Origin of the sequence: Streptomyces sp. RKAG293, from assembly GCF_023701745.1 — a bacterium.
In the GTDB taxonomy this organism is placed as follows: Bacteria; Actinomycetota; Actinomycetes; order Streptomycetales; family Streptomycetaceae; genus Actinacidiphila.
In genome coordinates this window covers 4088850-4104689 of record NZ_JAJOZB010000001.1, presented here as the reverse complement: position 1 = coordinate 4104689, position 15840 = coordinate 4088850, and the positions used below count along the sequence as shown (strand labels likewise).

Genomic DNA, 15840 nt, shown 5'->3' with positions numbered 1-15840 from the left:
TAGGGCATACTTTTGAACGCGTTCAATAATGCGCTCGGGTGTGGGGAGAGGGGACAGCCATGCGCTGGATCAGACGGGGCGGGCATGAGTTGAAGGCGTGGCTGAGGACCTTCTTCCGGGGTACACCCCTCTTGGCCGCGTTCCTGACGTACGTCGCGGCGGCCTGTGTGGCGGTGGCGGGCTACCTGGCGCTGGACCCGGCCACGGACCCCCGCACCGGCAGCGAAGGATCGGTCAGCCTGCTCGGCTGCTGCCTCCCCCTGATCGCGCTCCCTCTTCTCGGGCTCTTCGCGATCAGCGGCGCGGTCCTGCACGCGCTGCCGGTCCTCGCGCTTTCCGCGCGGGTGGCCGGACGGCAGGGGCGTTGGTGGTGGCTGTGGTGCGTCCCCATCGCCGCGGGGACCGGGACGCTGTACACCCTGGTCGTCGCTTCCCCCCTCCAGGACCATGTCCTGTGGTGGGTCTGCATTTCCACGGGTGCGCTCCTCGCCGCCTGGAACGCGGGATTCCACCTGCGGCGGGAGTCGCGCACCGGGGTGACGACAGCGAGAGGCCGGATCGGATTTCGCACCTTCATGGCAGGGAGCCTCAGCGTCGCACTGCTGCTCGCCGGATCGGCGGTGGCGTACGGCACCGGTCTGGTGACGCGGTACGAGCCGCCGGTGCTGAGCGTGGCGGCCGTCGCCGGCACCTGGACGGACGGCAACGGCGGTACGGCGGTACTCACGGCTGACGGAGGAGCGGTCCTTGCCGGAATCTTCGTCGACGACGGGTTCGGGGACTTCCCGGGAGCGCTCGCGACGACGATCTGCGCCGGCCGCGGGACATGGGCCTATCAGGCGGATCCGGATGTCTGGAAGCAGCGGGTCGTGATCAACGGGCCTGGATGCGGTGACCTACAGCCCTTCGAGGTCGGCGGAAGGACCGGCCGGCCACAGCTGTTCTTCTTCGTCGGGGACCCGGATTCGCCGACGCGCTACACCCTCACGCAGCAGACCGGTTAGCGCCCTGGCCGGCCGGACCCCCCGCCGTCACCGCCTTCCGCCACCGCCCGCCGTCATCGCCCGCTGTCATCGCCCGCCGTCACCGCCTCCCGTCACCGCCCGCCGTCACCGCCTCCCGTCACCGCCCCCTGAACTCCGGGGACCTGCGCTCCACAAAGCTCCTGACGCCTTCCTGGGCGTCGTCCGTCGTCATGTTGATCTCCTGGGCGGCCGCCTCCGCCGCGAAGGCGGTCGAACGGTCGGCGTCCAGCGAGGCGTTGACCAGCTGCTTGGTCAGGGCGATGGAACGGGTCGGGCCGGTGGCGAGGCGTTCTGCCCATTCGCGGGCGGTCTTCTCCAGGTCGTCGGCGGGGACGACGCGGTTGACGAGGCCGAGGCGTTCCGCGGCGGCGGCCGGGAGGTCGTCGCCGAAGAACATCAGCTCCTTCGCGCGCTGCGGGCCGATGAGCCGCGGCAGCAGATACGCGCCGCCTCCGTCGGGCACGAGGCCGCGGCGGACGAAGACCTCGATGAACTTCGCACGGTCGGAGGCGAGGACGAGGTCACAGGCGAAGGCGAGGTGCGCGCCGATGCCGGCCGCCGTGCCGTTGACCGCCGCGATCACCGGCTTCTCGCAGTCCAGGACGGCGGCGACGAGGCGCTGCGCGCCGCGCCGGATCGTCCGGGCGACATCGCCCGCGACGCGCTCGCCGGGCGCTGCCGCGCCGCCGCTGAGGTCGGCGCCCGCGCAGAACGCGCGGCCGGTGGCGGTGATGACGACCGCCCGGACGGCGGGGTCGGCGGACGCCGCGTCGAGCAGCGCGATGATGCGTTCGCGCTGGTCCCAGGTGACGGCGTTCATCGCTTCCGGGCGGTTGAGAGTGATCCATGAGACGCCGTTGTCAGTGGCGTGAAGTACCAATGAATCAACCGGATCGACCGGCTCGGAATCATCCACATCAATCGGCTCGGCGGAATCTTCACGGGGGGTGGGCGTCATGCGGAAGTGGCTCCTTGCTGTACGGAGGGCTGGGGGCGGATCGGACGGCTCACCGGCAGACGGCTCACGGGCAGACGGCTCACCGGCAGACCGCCAGTGCGTCGAGCGCCACCGCCCCCTGGCCGCGCGGCAGCACCATCAGCGGGTTGATGTCGAGTTCGGAGAGATCGCCGCCGAGTTCCATCGCCATCCGCTGCACGCGCATGACGACGTCGACGAGCGCGTCGACGTCGGCCGGGGGCGCCCCTCTGACCCCTTCGAGCAGCCGGTGGCCGCGGAGTTCACCGAGCATGTCGCGGGCCATGTCCTCGCCGAACGGCGGTACGCGGACGGCGGCGTCGGCGAGGATCTCGACGAGCACCCCGCCGAGGCCGACGGTGACGGTCGGGCCGAAGAGGGGGTCCTGGGTGACGCCGACGACCATCTCGACGCCGCGTTCGACCATCTGGCAGACGAGGATGCCGTCGAGTTCCACGCCCTCGTAGCGGGCTATGTCGGTCAGGTCGCGATAGGCGTCGCGGACCTGGCTCGCGGAGGTCAGACCGATCTTGACCAGGCCGAGTTCGGTCTTGTGGCCGAGCTGCGCACCGGACGCCTTCATGACGACGGGGTAGCCCACCAGGCCCGCGGCCCGGACGGACCCGGCCGCGCTGGTGACCAGCTGCTCGCGCGGCACGCGGATCCCGTACGCGCGCAGCATCTGCTTCGCCGCGTGCTCGCTGAGCTGGTGGCCCGCGCGCATCAGGGCCTGGGCCTTGCGGGCGGAGGAGGAGCGTGTGCGGGGGGCGTCGTCGAAGGGGGAGCGGTAGGCGGCGGAGAAGTGGTGGTGGTCGAGGTAGGACTTGACGGCGCTGATGCAGTTGCCGAAGGTGCGGAAGGTGGCGAGCCGGGACGAGCCGAGGAGCGTGGTGCGGTAGGCGTCCTCGGTGCCCAGCGGCGAGCCCCACACCACGCACACCAGCTTGTCCGTGCTCTCCGCCGCGTCGGCCAGGTCCTGCGCGAGCTTGTCGCTCATGGGTGGGAACGGACCGGTGATCGGACAGATGAGCACGCCGACGGACGGGTCGGCGAGGATCGCGTCGATGATCTTCCGGCCGCGCCAGTCGCCCACCGGGTGACCGCCGTTGTCGATGGGGTTCGCGACGTTGAGGTAGTCGGGGATCCACTGGTGGAGTTCGGTCTGCTTCGCGTCGGACAGGCGCGGGATGTCGAGCCCGGCGGCGGTGGCGAGGTCGGAGAAGTGGGCTCCGGTGCCGCCGGATATGGAATAGACGACGACGCCGTCGGCGGTGGGCGGCTTGGCCCGCGCCAGCAGGGTCGCCGTGTCCTGGAGCTGGTCGAGCCCGTCGACGCGGATGACGCCGAACTGCTTGAAGGCCGCGTCGACGACGGCGTCGGAGCCGGTCAGCTTGCCGGTGTGGGAGGCGGCCATACGGGCGCCGGTCTCGGTGCGGCCGACCTTCACCATCACCACCGGCACCTTGTTGCGGGCCGCCCGGTCGGCGGCGAGGGTGAACGAGCGGCCGTCCCTGAGCCCTTCCACATAGGCGGCGATGGCCCCGACCTCGGGCTGCTCGGCGAAGTACGAGATGAAGTCGGCGGTCTCGAGGTCCGCCTCGTTGCCGGTGGGTGCCCAGTGGCTGATGCGGATGCCCAGTTCCTGCAGCGTGTAGAGGGGCCGGCCCTGGTGGCCCGACTGTGTGATCAGCGCGATGGCCGGCCCGGTGAGGTCGTCGCGGAACTTCTCGAAGGCGTTGAGGTTGGTGTTCGGACCGAGCAGCCGCATGCCGGAGGCGGCGACGACCTCGGCGAGCCGGGTCTGCGCGGCGGCGCCCTCCTCGCCGGTCTCGGCGAAGCCGGAGGCGAAGGCGACGGCGAACCGGACCTTGGCCTCGGCCAGCTGCTCGATGACGGGAAGGGGGTCACCGACGAGGAGCACCGCGAGGTCCACGGTCTCCGGCAGATCCGTCACCGAGGCATAGCAGGGCAGGTCGAAGACGGTCTCGCGGCCGGGGTTGACCGGGAAGAGCCGGGCCCCGACCCGCTGCGACCAGGCGATGAGCTGTCTGGTGATGCCGGTGTTCGGCCGTCCTTCCGTGTCGGACGCGCCGACCACCGCCACGGTCTCCGGCCGGAAGAACCGGTCGAGGTCCGGGACGGTGTTGTGCAGCGGACGGCCACCGACGTCGGTGTCGGACGCGCCGCGTGCGGCGGGCCCGGGGCCGGGGCTGCGGGTGCTGTATGTCGATCCAAGCATCGGTCTCGCCCGCTCCTGCTCGAAGGTATACAGAACTGACGCATAGTCAGATTACTGAACTGACGACGTGTCAGGAACAGTGCGGGCATGTGAAAGATGTGAAGGAGGCCAACTAGGCCGCTATTCAGGGGGTTTTGGGCACGCGAACCGACACCGGCGGACCCGCTCGGTGGCATCTTTGGCCGGAAACGGCCAGGGCGGGGTCCGGGGCGGGCAAGGGAGGAAAGGGTGCGTATGCGAACGGAGCGGACAGCGGCCGGTCACGGCCGCCGGGAGGTGCGGGCGGCCGCGCGGGCGATACGCCGGGCGTCGATGGCGAGTTCGCGGAACATGCCGCTGATGGGGTTGGTGAAGCCGGTGAAGTAGAGACCGGGAGCGCCGGGCGGGGTGTGCGGGCCGTGTACGAGGGGGCGGCCGTTGCCGTCGAGGACGCCCAGGTGGCCCACGAGGGGTTCCAGGCCGCGCCGGTATCCGGTGGCGGCGATGACGACCTCCGGGCTGATGCCCGAACCGTCGGCCAGCACGACCTTGTCGCCGTCGAAGCTCTCCACGGCGGCGACGGGTTCCACCCGCCGTGCCTGGATCGCGTCGATGAGGCCGACGTCCTGCACCGGGATGGCTCCGTCGTCGCGGACGCGGGAGTAGAGGCCCGTGGTGGGGCGGGCGAGTCCGTAGGCGGACAGGTCGGGGATGCTGAGCCGCTCCACGTACGGGGCGACCCGGTCGACGACCGCGGTCGGCAGCCGGCGGCAGAGGATCCCGGTGGCCTGGGCGGGCCAGCCCGCCGTGGTGCGGCGCAGGATGTGCGGCGGCGTCCGGACGGCGATCCGCACGCGGGCGGCGCCCCCCTCGATGAGGTCGACGGCGATCTCGGCGCCGGTGTTGCCGACGCCGACGACGAGCACGTCGCGGCCCGCGTAGGGCTGGGCGTTGCGGTAGTGGGCGGCGTGCAGCAGCTCGCTGGAGAAACCGTCGCGGCCTGGCCAGTCCGGCAGGTGGGGTACGTGGTTGGTGCCGGTGGCGACCACGACGACGGAGGCGGTGAGCAGCCGTCCGCCGGTGGCGGGCAGCTGCCACGTACCGCCGCCCGCACTGCCGCCCTTGCCGCCGCGCCCGCCGGCTCCTCCAGGGCTGCCTCCGGCGGTGTCGGCGCCGTCGACGCGGTCGATCCGGGACACCTCGATGCCGGTGGCGACGTCGATCCGGTGGTGCGCGGTGTAGCGCTCCAGGTAGCGGATGACGTCGTCGCGGCCGACCCAGCGTCCGTACGCGCGCGGGATGGCGAAGCCGGGCAGACCTGACAGCCGTCGCGGGGTGTGCAGATGGAGCCGGTCGTAGTGGCCGCGCCAGGACGCGGCGACCGCGTCCGACCGCTCCAGCACGAGCGTGCGGACGCCGCGTCGGCTCAGCGCCGCCGCCGCGGCGAGGCCGCCGGGTCCCGCGCCGATGACGATCGCGTCGGGGGAGGCGGTGGGTGCGGAGGGGGCCGGCGGGACGGAGGAGGTGGGCTGGTCGACCATGTGGTGCTCCCGGGGCCTGTCGGAGGGGCGGTCGGAGGGACGAACCGGAAGGTGGCAGGTGGCGCGGGAGTGAGAGTAGTCCCGGAAGCGATCAATCCGAGAGCGTTTGGCGCCGGACTCTTGCGCGGATCGGTCTCCATCCGATGAACTGACGTACCGTCAGATTTCGAGTGGGAGGCCCGCGATGCAGACGATCTGGCTCACCGGAGCCGAATGGCTCGCCGTGCTGCGCATAGGCCTCGGTCTGTGGTGGCTGGAGAGCTGGCGGCACAAGGACAAGAAGGGCTGGTTCGAGCGCGGCACCGGCATCGCCTGGGCCAAGAGCGTCGCGGACAAACACCGCTGGAGCTTTGTGCGGGGCGGCTTCACCACCGTCGTCGCGCCACGGCCCAAGCTGATGGCGTACATCGTCGTGTACGCCGAGCTGGCGCTCGGGCTGGGCCTGACGGTCGGCCTGCTGACACCCGTGGCGCTCGTCGGCGGGCTGCTCCTCAACCTGCTCTATCTCGTCCTGATGATCCACGACTGGGCCGAGCAGGGCCAGAACGCCATGATGGCGCTCATATCGCTCGTCGCACTGTTCGCGATGAGCTGGCAGGCCTGGTCGCTCGACAACCTGTGGGGGCTGTTCCTGTGACGGCGCAGCGCTTCGACCTTCCCGACATCGACGCCTTCACCCGCCCGTACTGGGAGGCCGCCGCCGACGGCCGGCTGCTGATCCGGCGCTGCGCCGCCTGCGGGGCCGCGCACCACTATCCACGCGAGTTCTGCCCGTCCTGCTGGAGCGAGGACGTCGCCTGGGAGCAGGCGAGCGGCCGCGCCACGCTCTACACCTGGTCGGTCGTCCACCTCAACGACCTGCCGCCCTTCGGCACCCGGGTGCCGTACGTCGCCGCCGTCGTCGATCTCGCCGAAGGCCCGCGGATGATGACGGAGGTCATCGACTGCGAAGCGTCCGCCCTGCGGATCGGCATGGACCTGCACGTACGCTTCCGCACCGAAGAAGCCGCTCCCGACGGGCCGGACGCTCCGGCCGCTTCCCAGGCTCCGGCCGTCGCCGTCTTCGCGCCGGCTTCGCCCACCGCACTCGAGGGCTGACCGGGCGGTCCGGTCAGCCGCCCGCCGTTCGGTAGAGGGTGAAGAGGGCGTCCTCGAAGAGGGGGCTGTAGGAGACGCTGTCGTCCGGGCCGCCGCCGTCCAGGCCGCCCACCAGGCCGATGACCTTGCCGGTCTTGGTCTTCGGGTCGAAGTCGAGCAGCCAGGGGCTGCCGGACGTGCCGTCGTAGTAGCCGCCGCAGTCCATCTGCAACTGGCGCAGGCCGGAGAGGCGGGAGGTGGCCGTCGTGCAGCTGATCGCCCGGCCCGTCGGGTCGAAGGCCTCGCCGGGGTAGCCGATCACGGTGACCTTGTTGGTCCAGCCGGGTGTCCGGGTGAGGACGTTGGCGCCGGTGATGTCCTCGATGCTCCGGCCCTCGTCGTTCTTCTTCACCCGTGCGAAGGCGAAGTCGTAGTCCGAGCCCGAGCCGGTGTCGTAGTCGTCCCACCGGGGGTCGGTGAAGACCTGGTCGACGGCCCAGGTCCCGTACGGCTGGGTCTTCGCGCCCTTGACGTAGTCGGGGACGAAGACGACGTCCGTGCCCGCCTCGCAGTGCGCGGCGGTCAGCAGGAGGCTGCGGGACGGGCTGTGGACGACGCTCGCCGAGCAGAAGTGGGCCTCGGCCGAGTCATCGACGGAGAAGAGCACGCCGACGGTCGGGATGCCGTTGATGTGCCGGGCGGCGCCGGCCGGGGCGATGGTGGTGCTGACGTTCGCGTTGGGGAGCGGTAGTTCCTCCGGCCCGAACGGAGCGGTCTGCGGCATGGCGTTCGCCATCCGCTCCGGGGTCCAGAACTGGGCCGCGGCCTGGTTCGTCCAGCCCTCCCGGGCGTTCGGCTGCGGGCTGGCCCACGGCGTCCACAGCGCGGCGGCGGTCAGCACGAGAGTGCAGGCCAGGGGCAGGGCGAACCGCTTGACCACGCGATACCCCTCTCCGGGCCGCCCGTAGATCGACTGACCGGGCCAGCGTACTCACGCACGCCGCGAAGAGGCCTTTCGTGATCTTCGATCTTCGTGATTCTTCCGACCGATGCGACACATTGTCCCGGTCGGGCCATCGCACCCCGGCCCCGGACGGGGCGGAGGAGGGAGGCGACGCGGAGCGTCGTCGACCGACGACAACGCGGCAGATGTGCGTGCTGGACACCGGGACGCCGCGGAGATCCAGACGACAGGCCCTAGCCGCGTTCCAGGATCACCGTTCCCGAGGAGCAGAACCAGCCGCCGGTGCCGGAGGCGACGGCCAGCCGCGGCAGCCGCCCGCCGGACTTGCGTACCTGCCGGTCGCCCGCCTCGCCGCGCAGCTGCCGGACGGCCTCGATGAGCAGGAACAGACCGCGCATCCCGGGGTGGCAGGCGGACAGGCCGCCGCCGTCGGTGTTGACGGGCAGATCGCCGTCGATCGTGAGCCGGCCCTTCTCGACGAAGGCGCCGCCCTCGCCCTTGGCGCAGAAGCCGAGGTCCTCCAGCGTCACCAGCGTCATGTACGTGAAGGCGTCGTAGATCTCGGCGAGGTCGATGTCGGCGGGGGTCACCCCGGCCCGTTCGAAGGCGATCCGGCCCGAGACCGCCGCAGGGGAGACCGTGAAGTCCTCCCACTCGGACATCGTGGTGTGCGAGACCGAGGTGCCCGAGCCGAGGATCCAGACGGGGGTCTTCGCCGTGTCCGGTAGGTACTCCTCGGCGGCCAGCAGCACCGCGCCGCCGCCGTCGGAGCGGATGCAGCAGTGCAGCTTGGTGAACGGGTCGGCGATCATCGGCCCGGACAGCACCTCGTCGACGGTGATCGGGGTGCGGTACATCGCGTCGGGGTTGCGGGCGGCGTTGGCGCGGGCCTGTACGGCGACCTCGGCGAGCTGTTCCAGCGTCGTGCCGTACTGGTGCATGTGGCGGCGCGCGGCCATCGCGTACTTGGAGATGAGGGTGTGGCCGTACGGGACCTCGAACTGCAGCGGTCCGCGGGCCCCGAAGGAGAGGTTCGCGGTGCGCCGTTTCGCCTTGATGTCGGCGCGCGCGGTGGAGCCGTAGACGAGCAGGACGGCGTTGGCGTGGCCGGCGGCTATCGCCTCGGCGGCGTGCGCGGCCATGACCTCCCAGGTGGAGCCGCCCACGGCGGTGGAATCCACCCAGGTGGGGCGCAGGCCGAGGTACTCGGCGACCTCGACGGGCGCGAGGATCCCCAGGCCGGCTGAGGCCAGGCCGTCGACGACCGACCGGTCGAGCCCGGAGTCGGCCAGCGCCCGGCGGGCGGCCTGGGCGTGGAGGGCGTACGGGGTGGCCTCGTCGACCCGTCCGCAGTCGGACAGCGCCACGCCGACGACGGCGACCTTGCGAGCAGCAGCAGCCATGAATCTGACGGTACATCAGATTTGAAAGCCCGGAACAGGGGGGAACGGAACAGGGGGCCGGAACGGGGGACCGGAGCGGGGATGCGGCGAGGGGGGTGGGACGGGTCCGGGCTCAGCGCCTCTTGCGCAGCTGGGCGGCCGCCGAGGACATCTGCGTCAGGGCGACGAGCGCGAGCAGGATGTACAGCACCCGCTGGAAGCCCGAGATGTCGCTCATCCAGAACTGTGCGCTGATCCACAGGACCAGCAGGGCGGCCCAGATCGCGATGTAGACCTTGAGCTGCGTCGTCGACGTGTCCGGTCCGGGGGAGAGGAAGCGCAGCGTGGTGCTGCGCGGGCGCTGCGGCTTCGGGCGCGGGGTCTTGCCGTCCTGGCTGGGGTTCTGGCTGGGGTTCTGGCTCATGCCGGACATCATGCCCGGTCGGGAATGGGTGCTCCCCGGCCCTGTGCATCTGGACTGCCGCTCCCTAAGATGACGGACCGTCAGATGAGCCTGTGAGGAGCCCGCCGATGGATGCCGCGTTCACCGAGGAGCAGGACGAGATCCGGCGCACCCTGCGAGAGGTGCTGCAGAAACGCTGCGGGCCGGACGAGGTCAAGGCCGCGGTCGGCACCGCCGCGGGATACGACGAGCCCCTGTGGCGCCAGCTCGCCGAACAGCTCGGCCTGCCGGGGCTCGGGCTGCCGACGGAGTACGGCGGCGCCGGCTGCGGGCCGACCGAACTCGTGCTGGCCTGCGAGGAGGCGGGCCGCACGCTGCTGCCGTCGCCCCTGTTCAGCACCGCGGTGCTGGCCGCCCCGCTCATCGCCGACCTCGGCACCGAGCAGCAGCGCGCCGACCTGCTGCCCAGGATCGCCGCCGGCGCCGTGACGGTGGCGCTCGCGCTGCCGGGCGGACTCGGTACGGCCCTGGGCCTGACCGGCCCGAACGACGGCAGCTGGGCGGGTGGCGGCCGCGCCGGCGGCATCCAGGCCCGCCAGGAGCCGGACGGGGCCGGCTGGCGGCTCTACGGGCAGGCCGACCAGGTGCTCGGCGGGCACAGCGCCGGCCTGCTGCTCGTCGCCGCCCACGCGGGCGGCTACGCGGCCGCCCGCACCCGGCTCTTCCTCGTCGACGGCGACGCGGCCGGCGTCGTACGCACCCGCCTCACCGCGCTCGACGAGACCCGCCCCGAGGCCCGCATCGAGCTGCGCGACGTCGCCGCCGTGCCGCTCGGCGGCGACGAGGCGGCCGACCCGGGGCCCGCGCTCGCCCGGGCAGGTGAACTCGCCGCCGCCGCGCTCGCCGCGGAGGCGGTCGGCGCCGCGGACCAGGCGCTCGCCTCGACCGTGGAGTACGTGCAGGTCAGAGAGCAGTTCGGACGTCCCGTCGGCTCCTTCCAGGCGGTCAAGCACCGGCTCGCCGACCTTTACGTCCAGGTCCAGGCGGCGCGCTCCGCCGCCTACTACGCCGCCTGGGCGGCCGCCGCCTCCGAGGGCGATCTGCCGGTCGCCGGGCCGCTCGCGCTCGCACAGGCGCTGGAGGCGCTGCGGTCCGTCGCGGGTGAGGCGATCCAGCTGCACGGCGGCGTCGGCTTCACCTGGGAGCACCACGCGCACCTGTACTTCAAGCGCGCCGCGTCCGACGAGCTGCTCTTCGGCCCGGTGCACCTGCTGCGCGCCCGCGCCGCCGACCGGGCGGGGCTCTTCGGCCCGGCGGTCGCGACGGCTCCTCCGGCGGCTCCCGTGGTTTCGACGGCTCCTCCGGGGATTCCCGCGGCTGAGGCGGCCGCGAAAACTCCGACGGCTTCGACCGAGTCGACGGCCGCCGGGAGCGCGGCATGAAGAAGACGCTGATGGAACGTTCGAAGCCACTCGTCCAGAAGGTGTCGTCCACCCGCGGCTTCGCGAAGGTCGCGCCGTACGTCGTCCCGGCCATGGACAAGGTCGTGCACCGGCTGACCAAGGGAAAGGTCCTGCTCAGTGCCCAGATGCTGCCGGGCATCGTCCTGACGGCGACCGGCGCGAAGAGCGGGCAGCCGCGCCGTACGCCGCTGGCGTGCATGCCCGAGGACGGCGGCACGTTCGTCCTCATCGGCAGCAACTTCGGGCGGACCGATCACCCGGCGTGGACCGGCAATCTGATCAGGCATCCGGACGCGGAGATCAGCTGGAAGGGGAAGGACCTGCTCGTCGTCGCCCGGCTCCTCGAAGGCCCCGAACGCGAGGCGGCCTGGGCGGCGGTCCTGAAGTTCTGGCCGCCCTACGCGTCCTACGCGGCGCGCGTGGACCGACAGATACGGCTCTTCCGTCTCGTACCGCGCGGCGCGGATCCGGTCGCGGACTGACCGCCGACGACGTATCGAGCGATGGCATCCGCACGCACGAGAACGCGGGCGCCGTACCGGCTACCTCCCCCGAGGACCGGACGGCGCCCGCGTTGGGCGTGACGTGGCAGGACGGATGGACACGTGAACAGGAGCGCGCCAAGGGCCGCTTGGGGCCTGATGAGTTACTTGACGGGCTTCTTTCCGGTGACGCCGAGATGCACCAGCAGTGCGAGGTTCGGCTTCAACTCGGCCTGTTTGACGCCCCAGCTGGTGAACCCCTTCTGGTGCGAGGCGACGGCGGCCAGCATGGCGACCAGCGAGCCGGCCATGGCGGCCGGGCTGACCTCCTTGTCGACCTTGCCCTTGCTCTGCAGATCCTTGATGGAATCCGTGAGCGAGTTGGTGACGGCGTTGAGGATCTTCATGCGGATCTTGTAGAACCGCTTGTCCCCTTCCGCCGCTCCGAGGTCGACGACGCGCAGAATCGCGTCGTTCTTCCGCCAGAAGGAGAGGAAGCCGTCGACCAGTTCCTCCGCCGCCAGGGCGCCGGACTTGCCGATCCAGGAGCGTCCGGCGACCAGGTCGGTGAGGCTCGCTCCTTCCTTGGCCATTTCCTCGGCGAGTTCGAGGACCGCGCCCTCGACGTCGGGGAAGTACTGGTAGAACGTTGCGGGGGAGGTGCCCGCCATCCGGGCCACGTCAATGACCTTGACGTCCCGGTACGGCGAGGTGCTGAGCATCTCGCCGAGGCAGTCGAGCAGCTTCTGCCGCGTCGCCTGACCTCGACGACCGGCAACACGGCCGTCGACGGTGCGAACTTGTCCTGTCATGCCGTCAGTTTACCGGCGGGTGATCAGCGCGCGATTCGGCCTCGTGCAAATGGGTTCGACCGGTTTCCGGGTGCGGTCCGGACTGCGTCGGGTGCGGTGCCGATGGCGTCGGGTGCGGTGCCGACCGCTTCGGGTGCGGTGCGGGGGTGTTTGCCCGTCAGGCTTTGCCCGGGCTCCGGCCGGACACTCCCGGGCCTGCGCCGGACACTCCCGGGCCTGCGCCGGACCTTCCCGGGTCTGCACCGGACATTCCCGGGCCCACGCCGGATAACTGGCCGTCAGACCTGTCGGCGGCTCAGTCGCCGGCGCCGGCCCCGCCGCTCCGGGACGCCTCCGGTCCGCCATTCGAGCGAATCATCTTATCAACAGCCTGTGGATAACTTCTGTGGGCAGAGCCCTTCGCAGCTCAAGAAGGGAGCATATGTTCGAATAGTGTCGGAAGTGCCGTATTCGCCGGCCTTGGCGCGACGCGGACGGCCCGCGACACGCCGTCCCGACTTCTTCATCGGTCGGGATGCGTCGGGTCGAAGTCGGCCGGGCTCAGGTCCCCCCGTGGATCGGTCGGCAGCCCGCCCCGCGGCGTCCGGGCCCGGGTTTTGCCTGGTTCCGGCCCGGTTCGGGCCCGGTCCCGCGTCCCTTCCGGCTCCGGTCAGCCGTCGGTTCACACCGGTCAGGACCCGGGGTCCGTACCGACAGAATCGACAGATGTCGTGTCGTTACGCCCCCGGGTTCGCAACTGGACCCTTCGCCAGGAAGAATCAGCTTCCATATGGGGAACACCCCACGGGGAGGGACGGGCACCGGTGGAGCAGCTGACGCAGCACGACCCGCGACGGATCGGCCCTTTCGAGGTGCTGGCCCGGCTCGGTGCCGGCGGCATGGGGCTGGTCTATCTCGCCAGGTCGGCCTCGGGCCGCAGGGTCGCGATCAAGACGGTGCGCGCCGAGCTCGCCGAGGACCAGCTGTTCCGGGTCCGGTTCAGCCGTGAGGTCGAGGCGGCACGCGCGGTCAGCGGCTTCTACACGGCCGCCGTCGTGGACGCGGACGCGCGCGCGGCCGTGCCCTGGCTGGCCACCGCGTACGTCCCCGCCCCCTCCCTCGAAGAGATCATCAACGAGGCCGGGCCGATGCCCGCCCAGGCCGTCCGCTGGCTCGCCGCCGGCGTCGCCGAGGCGCTCCAGTCCATCCACGGCGCGGGGCTCGTGCACCGTGACATGAAGCCGTCCAACGTCCTGGTCGTCGAGGACGGGCCCCGGGTGATCGACTTCGGTATCGCCAGCGGGGTGTCCAACACCCGGCTGACCATGACGAACGTCGCCGTCGGCACACCCGCCTACATGTCGCCCGAGCAGGCTCGCGACTCGCGCAGCGTGCGCGGCGCCAGCGATGTGTTCTCGCTCGGCTCGACGCTGGTGTTCGCCGCGACGGGGCACGCCCCCTTCCACGGCGCGAACCCCGTCGAGACGGTCTTCATGCTGCTCCGCGAAGGCCCCGACCTGGCGGGTCTGCCCAGCGAGCTGCGGCCCCTCATCGAGTCCTGCATGCGGATGGAAGCCGACCAGCGGCCCACGCCCGCGGAGCTCCAGGCCCAGCTCGCCCCGCATCTGTTCTCCACCGGCAGCGACGACACCGGTACGGCGTCCGCGTGGCTGCCGCCCGGGGCGGTCGCGCTGATAGAGCAGCGCCGCAGCGGCCGGCCGGCCGTCGCCGTCAACGCCAGCACCGCACCGCCGCGGCTGCCTCCCCCGCCGCCGTCCGAGCCGCCGCGCACCCCCGACCCGGAACCGGTCGGGCACGGCCGGCACGGCGTGGGCGGCCGACAGGGCCCCGGCGGCCCCGGTGGCGCCGGTGGGCTGAACGGTCCTGGTGGTTTCAACGGTCCCGGCGCGCTGAACAACGGCCCCGGCGGTCCGCATCAGGGCGGTCTGAACGCGCCGGTCGGCGGGCGCGGTGGTGCCGTGGCCGAGCCGCACACCCACGGGCCCGTCCGGCTGGCCGGTTCGGCCCCGATAGGGCCTGGCCTGCGCGTCGCGGACGCCGACCACAAGGTGCGGCCGCCGGACGGCGCCCCCGGTACGGACTGGGTGCGCCGCGGTGGCTCCCACCGGGCCAACGGGCCCGGCGCGCTCCCCGTGCAGCAGCCCCAGCCGCCGGCCCCGCCGGGGGAGTGGCGGCCTTGGCGCTTCCGCATGTCCAACGACGTGTGGGGCACGCCCGTCGTCTCCGACGGCCGCCTGTACGTCACCTCCTTCGAGGTGCACGCGCTCGACATCGCCAGCGGGCGGCGGCAGTTCAAGACCCGTGACGTCGCCTGGACGATGGCCGTCGCCGACGGCCGCATCCACGCCTCCGACGGACCGAGCCTCTACGCCCTCGACACGGCCGACGGCGGCGACCTCTGGCGCACCGGCGTAGAGGGCTGGATCTACTCGCTGCACGCCGAACGCGGCACGGTCGTCACCGGCACGCGGGGCGGCGGCGTCCAGGCCTGGGACGCCGACCGCGGTCTGCTGCGCTGGGAGCGCGGCGGCGCGCAGACCGAATTCGAGTCCCCCGAGTCGGGGCCCTCGATCGCCGCCGGCACCGTCTACTTCCAGGGCGGCGGCCGCTTCTACGCCATCGACGCCGGGTCCGGCGCCGAGCGCTGGTCCTACCCGGTCGGTGCGACCGGCGTCCCCGGCGCCACCGGCAGCGTCCCGACGCGGCCGGTCGTGGCCGACGGCATCGTCTACGTCACCGCGGGCACCCGGGTCCTCGCCCTCGACGCCAGGTCCGGGGCGGAGCGCTGGCGCTTCGACGCCCCCGCCGTCATGTTCGGGCCGCCGGCCCACGTGCCGGGCGCCGGCGCGGCGGGCGGTGGCATCTACATCGCCGACCACCTCGGCACCGTCTACGCCCTCGACCCGCACAGCGGCCGCGACCGCTGGCGCGTCGCCACCGAGCCCCGGCAGTCCCTCGAACCGGTGCTCGTCGCCGGCGGCGACGTGCTGCTGGGCGCCGGCAGCGCGCTCTACACGCTCGACGCCGTCACCGGCAATCCGAAGTGGCGCTTCGCCGCCCAGGGCGAGATCGTCGGATCACCGGTCGTCGCGGACGGACGCGTCCACTTCGGCTCGAAGGACCACTGCCTGTACACGGTGGACGCCGGGGGCGGCCAGCTGCGCTGGAAGCTCGAAACGGGCGGCGAGATCACGGGGTCGCCGGTGGCGGCGGACGGGGTCGTGTACGCGTGCAGCAAGGATCGGTGTGTGTATGCGCTGGACGCGGTGAAGGGGACGGGGGCCGCGGCGCGGCGGCCTTAGGGCCTGTCGTCTGGATCTCCGCGGCGTCGCGGTGTCCAGCACGCACATCTGCCGCGTTGTCGTCGGTCGACGACGCTCCGCGTTGCCTCCCTCCTCCGCCTTGCAGCTGCACGCACCGGACACCGCTCCTTCCCCCACGGAGATCCAGACGACAGACCCTAGCGGGCTCCACTGCGCGGCCGCTTGGCGGTTGCG

13 protein-coding genes are annotated in these 15840 nt (G+C 72.0%); 6 read left to right on the top strand and 7 right to left on the bottom strand.

Features of this window, described 5'->3' with window-relative positions; all coding sequences use genetic code 11:
* Positions 1-59: 59 nt before the first annotated feature.
* Complete coding sequence (locus LNW72_RS18015) at positions 60-1004, top strand: hypothetical protein (RefSeq protein ID WP_250976362.1); 945 nt, start codon at positions 60-62, stop codon at positions 1002-1004.
* Between the two features lie 118 nt (positions 1005-1122).
* Here the strand turns inward: LNW72_RS18015 and LNW72_RS18010 are convergent, their stop codons facing one another.
* The 3 genes from LNW72_RS18010 to LNW72_RS18000 form a co-directional block, all read right to left on the bottom strand.
* On the bottom strand, positions 1123-1983 hold the full coding sequence (locus LNW72_RS18010; RefSeq protein ID WP_250976361.1) for an enoyl-CoA hydratase/isomerase family protein: 861 nt from the start codon (positions 1981-1983) through the stop codon (positions 1123-1125).
* Positions 1984-2062: 79 nt separating this feature from the next.
* Positions 2063-4240: an acetate--CoA ligase family protein gene (locus tag LNW72_RS18005; RefSeq protein WP_250976360.1), complete on the bottom strand. Its 2178-nt coding sequence runs from the start codon at positions 4238-4240 to the stop codon at positions 2063-2065.
* 260 nt (positions 4241-4500) lie between these two features.
* Positions 4501-5760, bottom strand: a complete 1260-nt coding sequence (locus LNW72_RS18000) for an NAD(P)/FAD-dependent oxidoreductase (RefSeq protein WP_250976359.1) — start codon at positions 5758-5760, stop codon at positions 4501-4503.
* A 184-nt stretch (positions 5761-5944) separates the two neighbouring features.
* On the opposite strand from LNW72_RS18000, the gene LNW72_RS17995 reads away from it, so the two are divergent.
* Together LNW72_RS17995 and LNW72_RS17990 are read left to right on the top strand one after the other, a co-directional pair.
* Positions 5945-6397, top strand: a complete 453-nt coding sequence (locus LNW72_RS17995; RefSeq protein WP_250976358.1) for a DoxX family protein — start codon at positions 5945-5947, stop codon at positions 6395-6397.
* Positions 6379-6858 (top strand): Zn-ribbon domain-containing OB-fold protein, encoded by a 480-nt coding sequence (locus LNW72_RS17990; protein WP_374117286.1) that lies wholly within the window; start codon positions 6379-6381, stop codon positions 6856-6858. The genes LNW72_RS17995 and LNW72_RS17990 overlap by 19 nt, the downstream gene beginning before the upstream one ends.
* A gap of 13 nt (positions 6859-6871) precedes the next feature.
* Here the strand turns inward: LNW72_RS17990 and LNW72_RS17985 are convergent, their stop codons facing one another.
* From LNW72_RS17985 to LNW72_RS17975, 3 genes are all read right to left on the bottom strand, one after another.
* Complete coding sequence (locus LNW72_RS17985; RefSeq protein ID WP_250976356.1) at positions 6872-7777, bottom strand: trypsin-like serine protease; 906 nt, start codon at positions 7775-7777, stop codon at positions 6872-6874.
* Positions 7778-8034: 257 nt separating this feature from the next.
* Entirely contained in the window at positions 8035-9204 is a 1170-nt protein-coding gene (locus tag LNW72_RS17980; protein ID WP_250976355.1) for an acetyl-CoA acetyltransferase, read from the bottom strand.
* Between the two features lie 112 nt (positions 9205-9316).
* Positions 9317-9607 carry a hypothetical protein gene (locus LNW72_RS17975; RefSeq protein ID WP_250976354.1) on the bottom strand — a complete coding sequence of 97 codons (291 nt, stop codon included), beginning with the start codon at positions 9605-9607 and terminating at the stop codon, positions 9317-9319.
* A gap of 107 nt (positions 9608-9714) precedes the next feature.
* On the opposite strand from LNW72_RS17975, the gene LNW72_RS17970 reads away from it, so the two are divergent.
* The gene (locus tag LNW72_RS17970; protein WP_250976353.1) at positions 9715-11028 is read left to right on the top strand and encodes an acyl-CoA dehydrogenase family protein; all 1314 of its coding nucleotides are present in this window, start codon (positions 9715-9717) and stop codon (positions 11026-11028) included.
* A complete protein-coding gene (locus LNW72_RS17965) occupies positions 11025-11531 on the top strand; it encodes a nitroreductase family deazaflavin-dependent oxidoreductase (protein WP_250976352.1) in 507 nt (168 codons plus the stop codon). Before LNW72_RS17970 ends, LNW72_RS17965 begins: the two co-directional genes overlap by 4 nt.
* Positions 11532-11695: 164 nt before the next feature.
* On the opposite strand, the gene LNW72_RS17960 is transcribed toward LNW72_RS17965, so the two are convergent.
* Positions 11696-12343, bottom strand: coding sequence for a TetR family transcriptional regulator (locus LNW72_RS17960; RefSeq protein ID WP_138353567.1), 648 nt, complete (start codon positions 12341-12343; stop codon positions 11696-11698).
* Between the two features lie 803 nt (positions 12344-13146).
* On the opposite strand from LNW72_RS17960, the gene LNW72_RS17955 reads away from it, so the two are divergent.
* On the top strand, positions 13147-15645 hold the full coding sequence (locus LNW72_RS17955; protein ID WP_250976351.1) for a serine/threonine-protein kinase: 2499 nt from the start codon (positions 13147-13149) through the stop codon (positions 15643-15645).
* The last annotated feature ends 195 nt before the right edge of the window (positions 15646-15840 follow it).

Excerpts from the sequence above, each read along its gene's own strand:
- LNW72_RS17975 (WP_250976354.1), bottom strand. The coding sequence starts at position 9,607 with ATGAGCCAGAACCCCAGCCAGAACCCCAGCCAGGACGGCAAGACCCCG.
- LNW72_RS18015 (WP_250976362.1), top strand. The coding sequence starts at position 60 with ATGCGCTGGATCAGACGGGGCGGGCATGAGTTGAAGGCGTGGCTGAGG.
- LNW72_RS17960 (WP_138353567.1), bottom strand. The coding sequence starts at position 12,343 with ATGACAGGACAAGTTCGCACCGTCGACGGCCGTGTTGCCGGTCGTCGA.
- LNW72_RS17965 (WP_250976352.1), top strand. The coding sequence starts at position 11,025 with ATGAAGAAGACGCTGATGGAACGTTCGAAGCCACTCGTCCAGAAGGTG.
- LNW72_RS17995 (WP_250976358.1), top strand. The coding sequence starts at position 5,945 with ATGCAGACGATCTGGCTCACCGGAGCCGAATGGCTCGCCGTGCTGCGC.
- LNW72_RS18005 (WP_250976360.1), bottom strand. The coding sequence starts at position 4,240 with ATGCTTGGATCGACATACAGCACCCGCAGCCCCGGCCCCGGGCCCGCC.
- LNW72_RS18010 (WP_250976361.1), bottom strand. The coding sequence starts at position 1,983 with ATGACGCCCACCCCCCGTGAAGATTCCGCCGAGCCGATTGATGTGGAT.
- LNW72_RS17980 (WP_250976355.1), bottom strand. The coding sequence starts at position 9,204 with ATGGCTGCTGCTGCTCGCAAGGTCGCCGTCGTCGGCGTGGCGCTGTCC.
- LNW72_RS18000 (WP_250976359.1), bottom strand. The coding sequence starts at position 5,760 with ATGGTCGACCAGCCCACCTCCTCCGTCCCGCCGGCCCCCTCCGCACCC.
- LNW72_RS17970 (WP_250976353.1), top strand. The coding sequence starts at position 9,715 with ATGGATGCCGCGTTCACCGAGGAGCAGGACGAGATCCGGCGCACCCTG.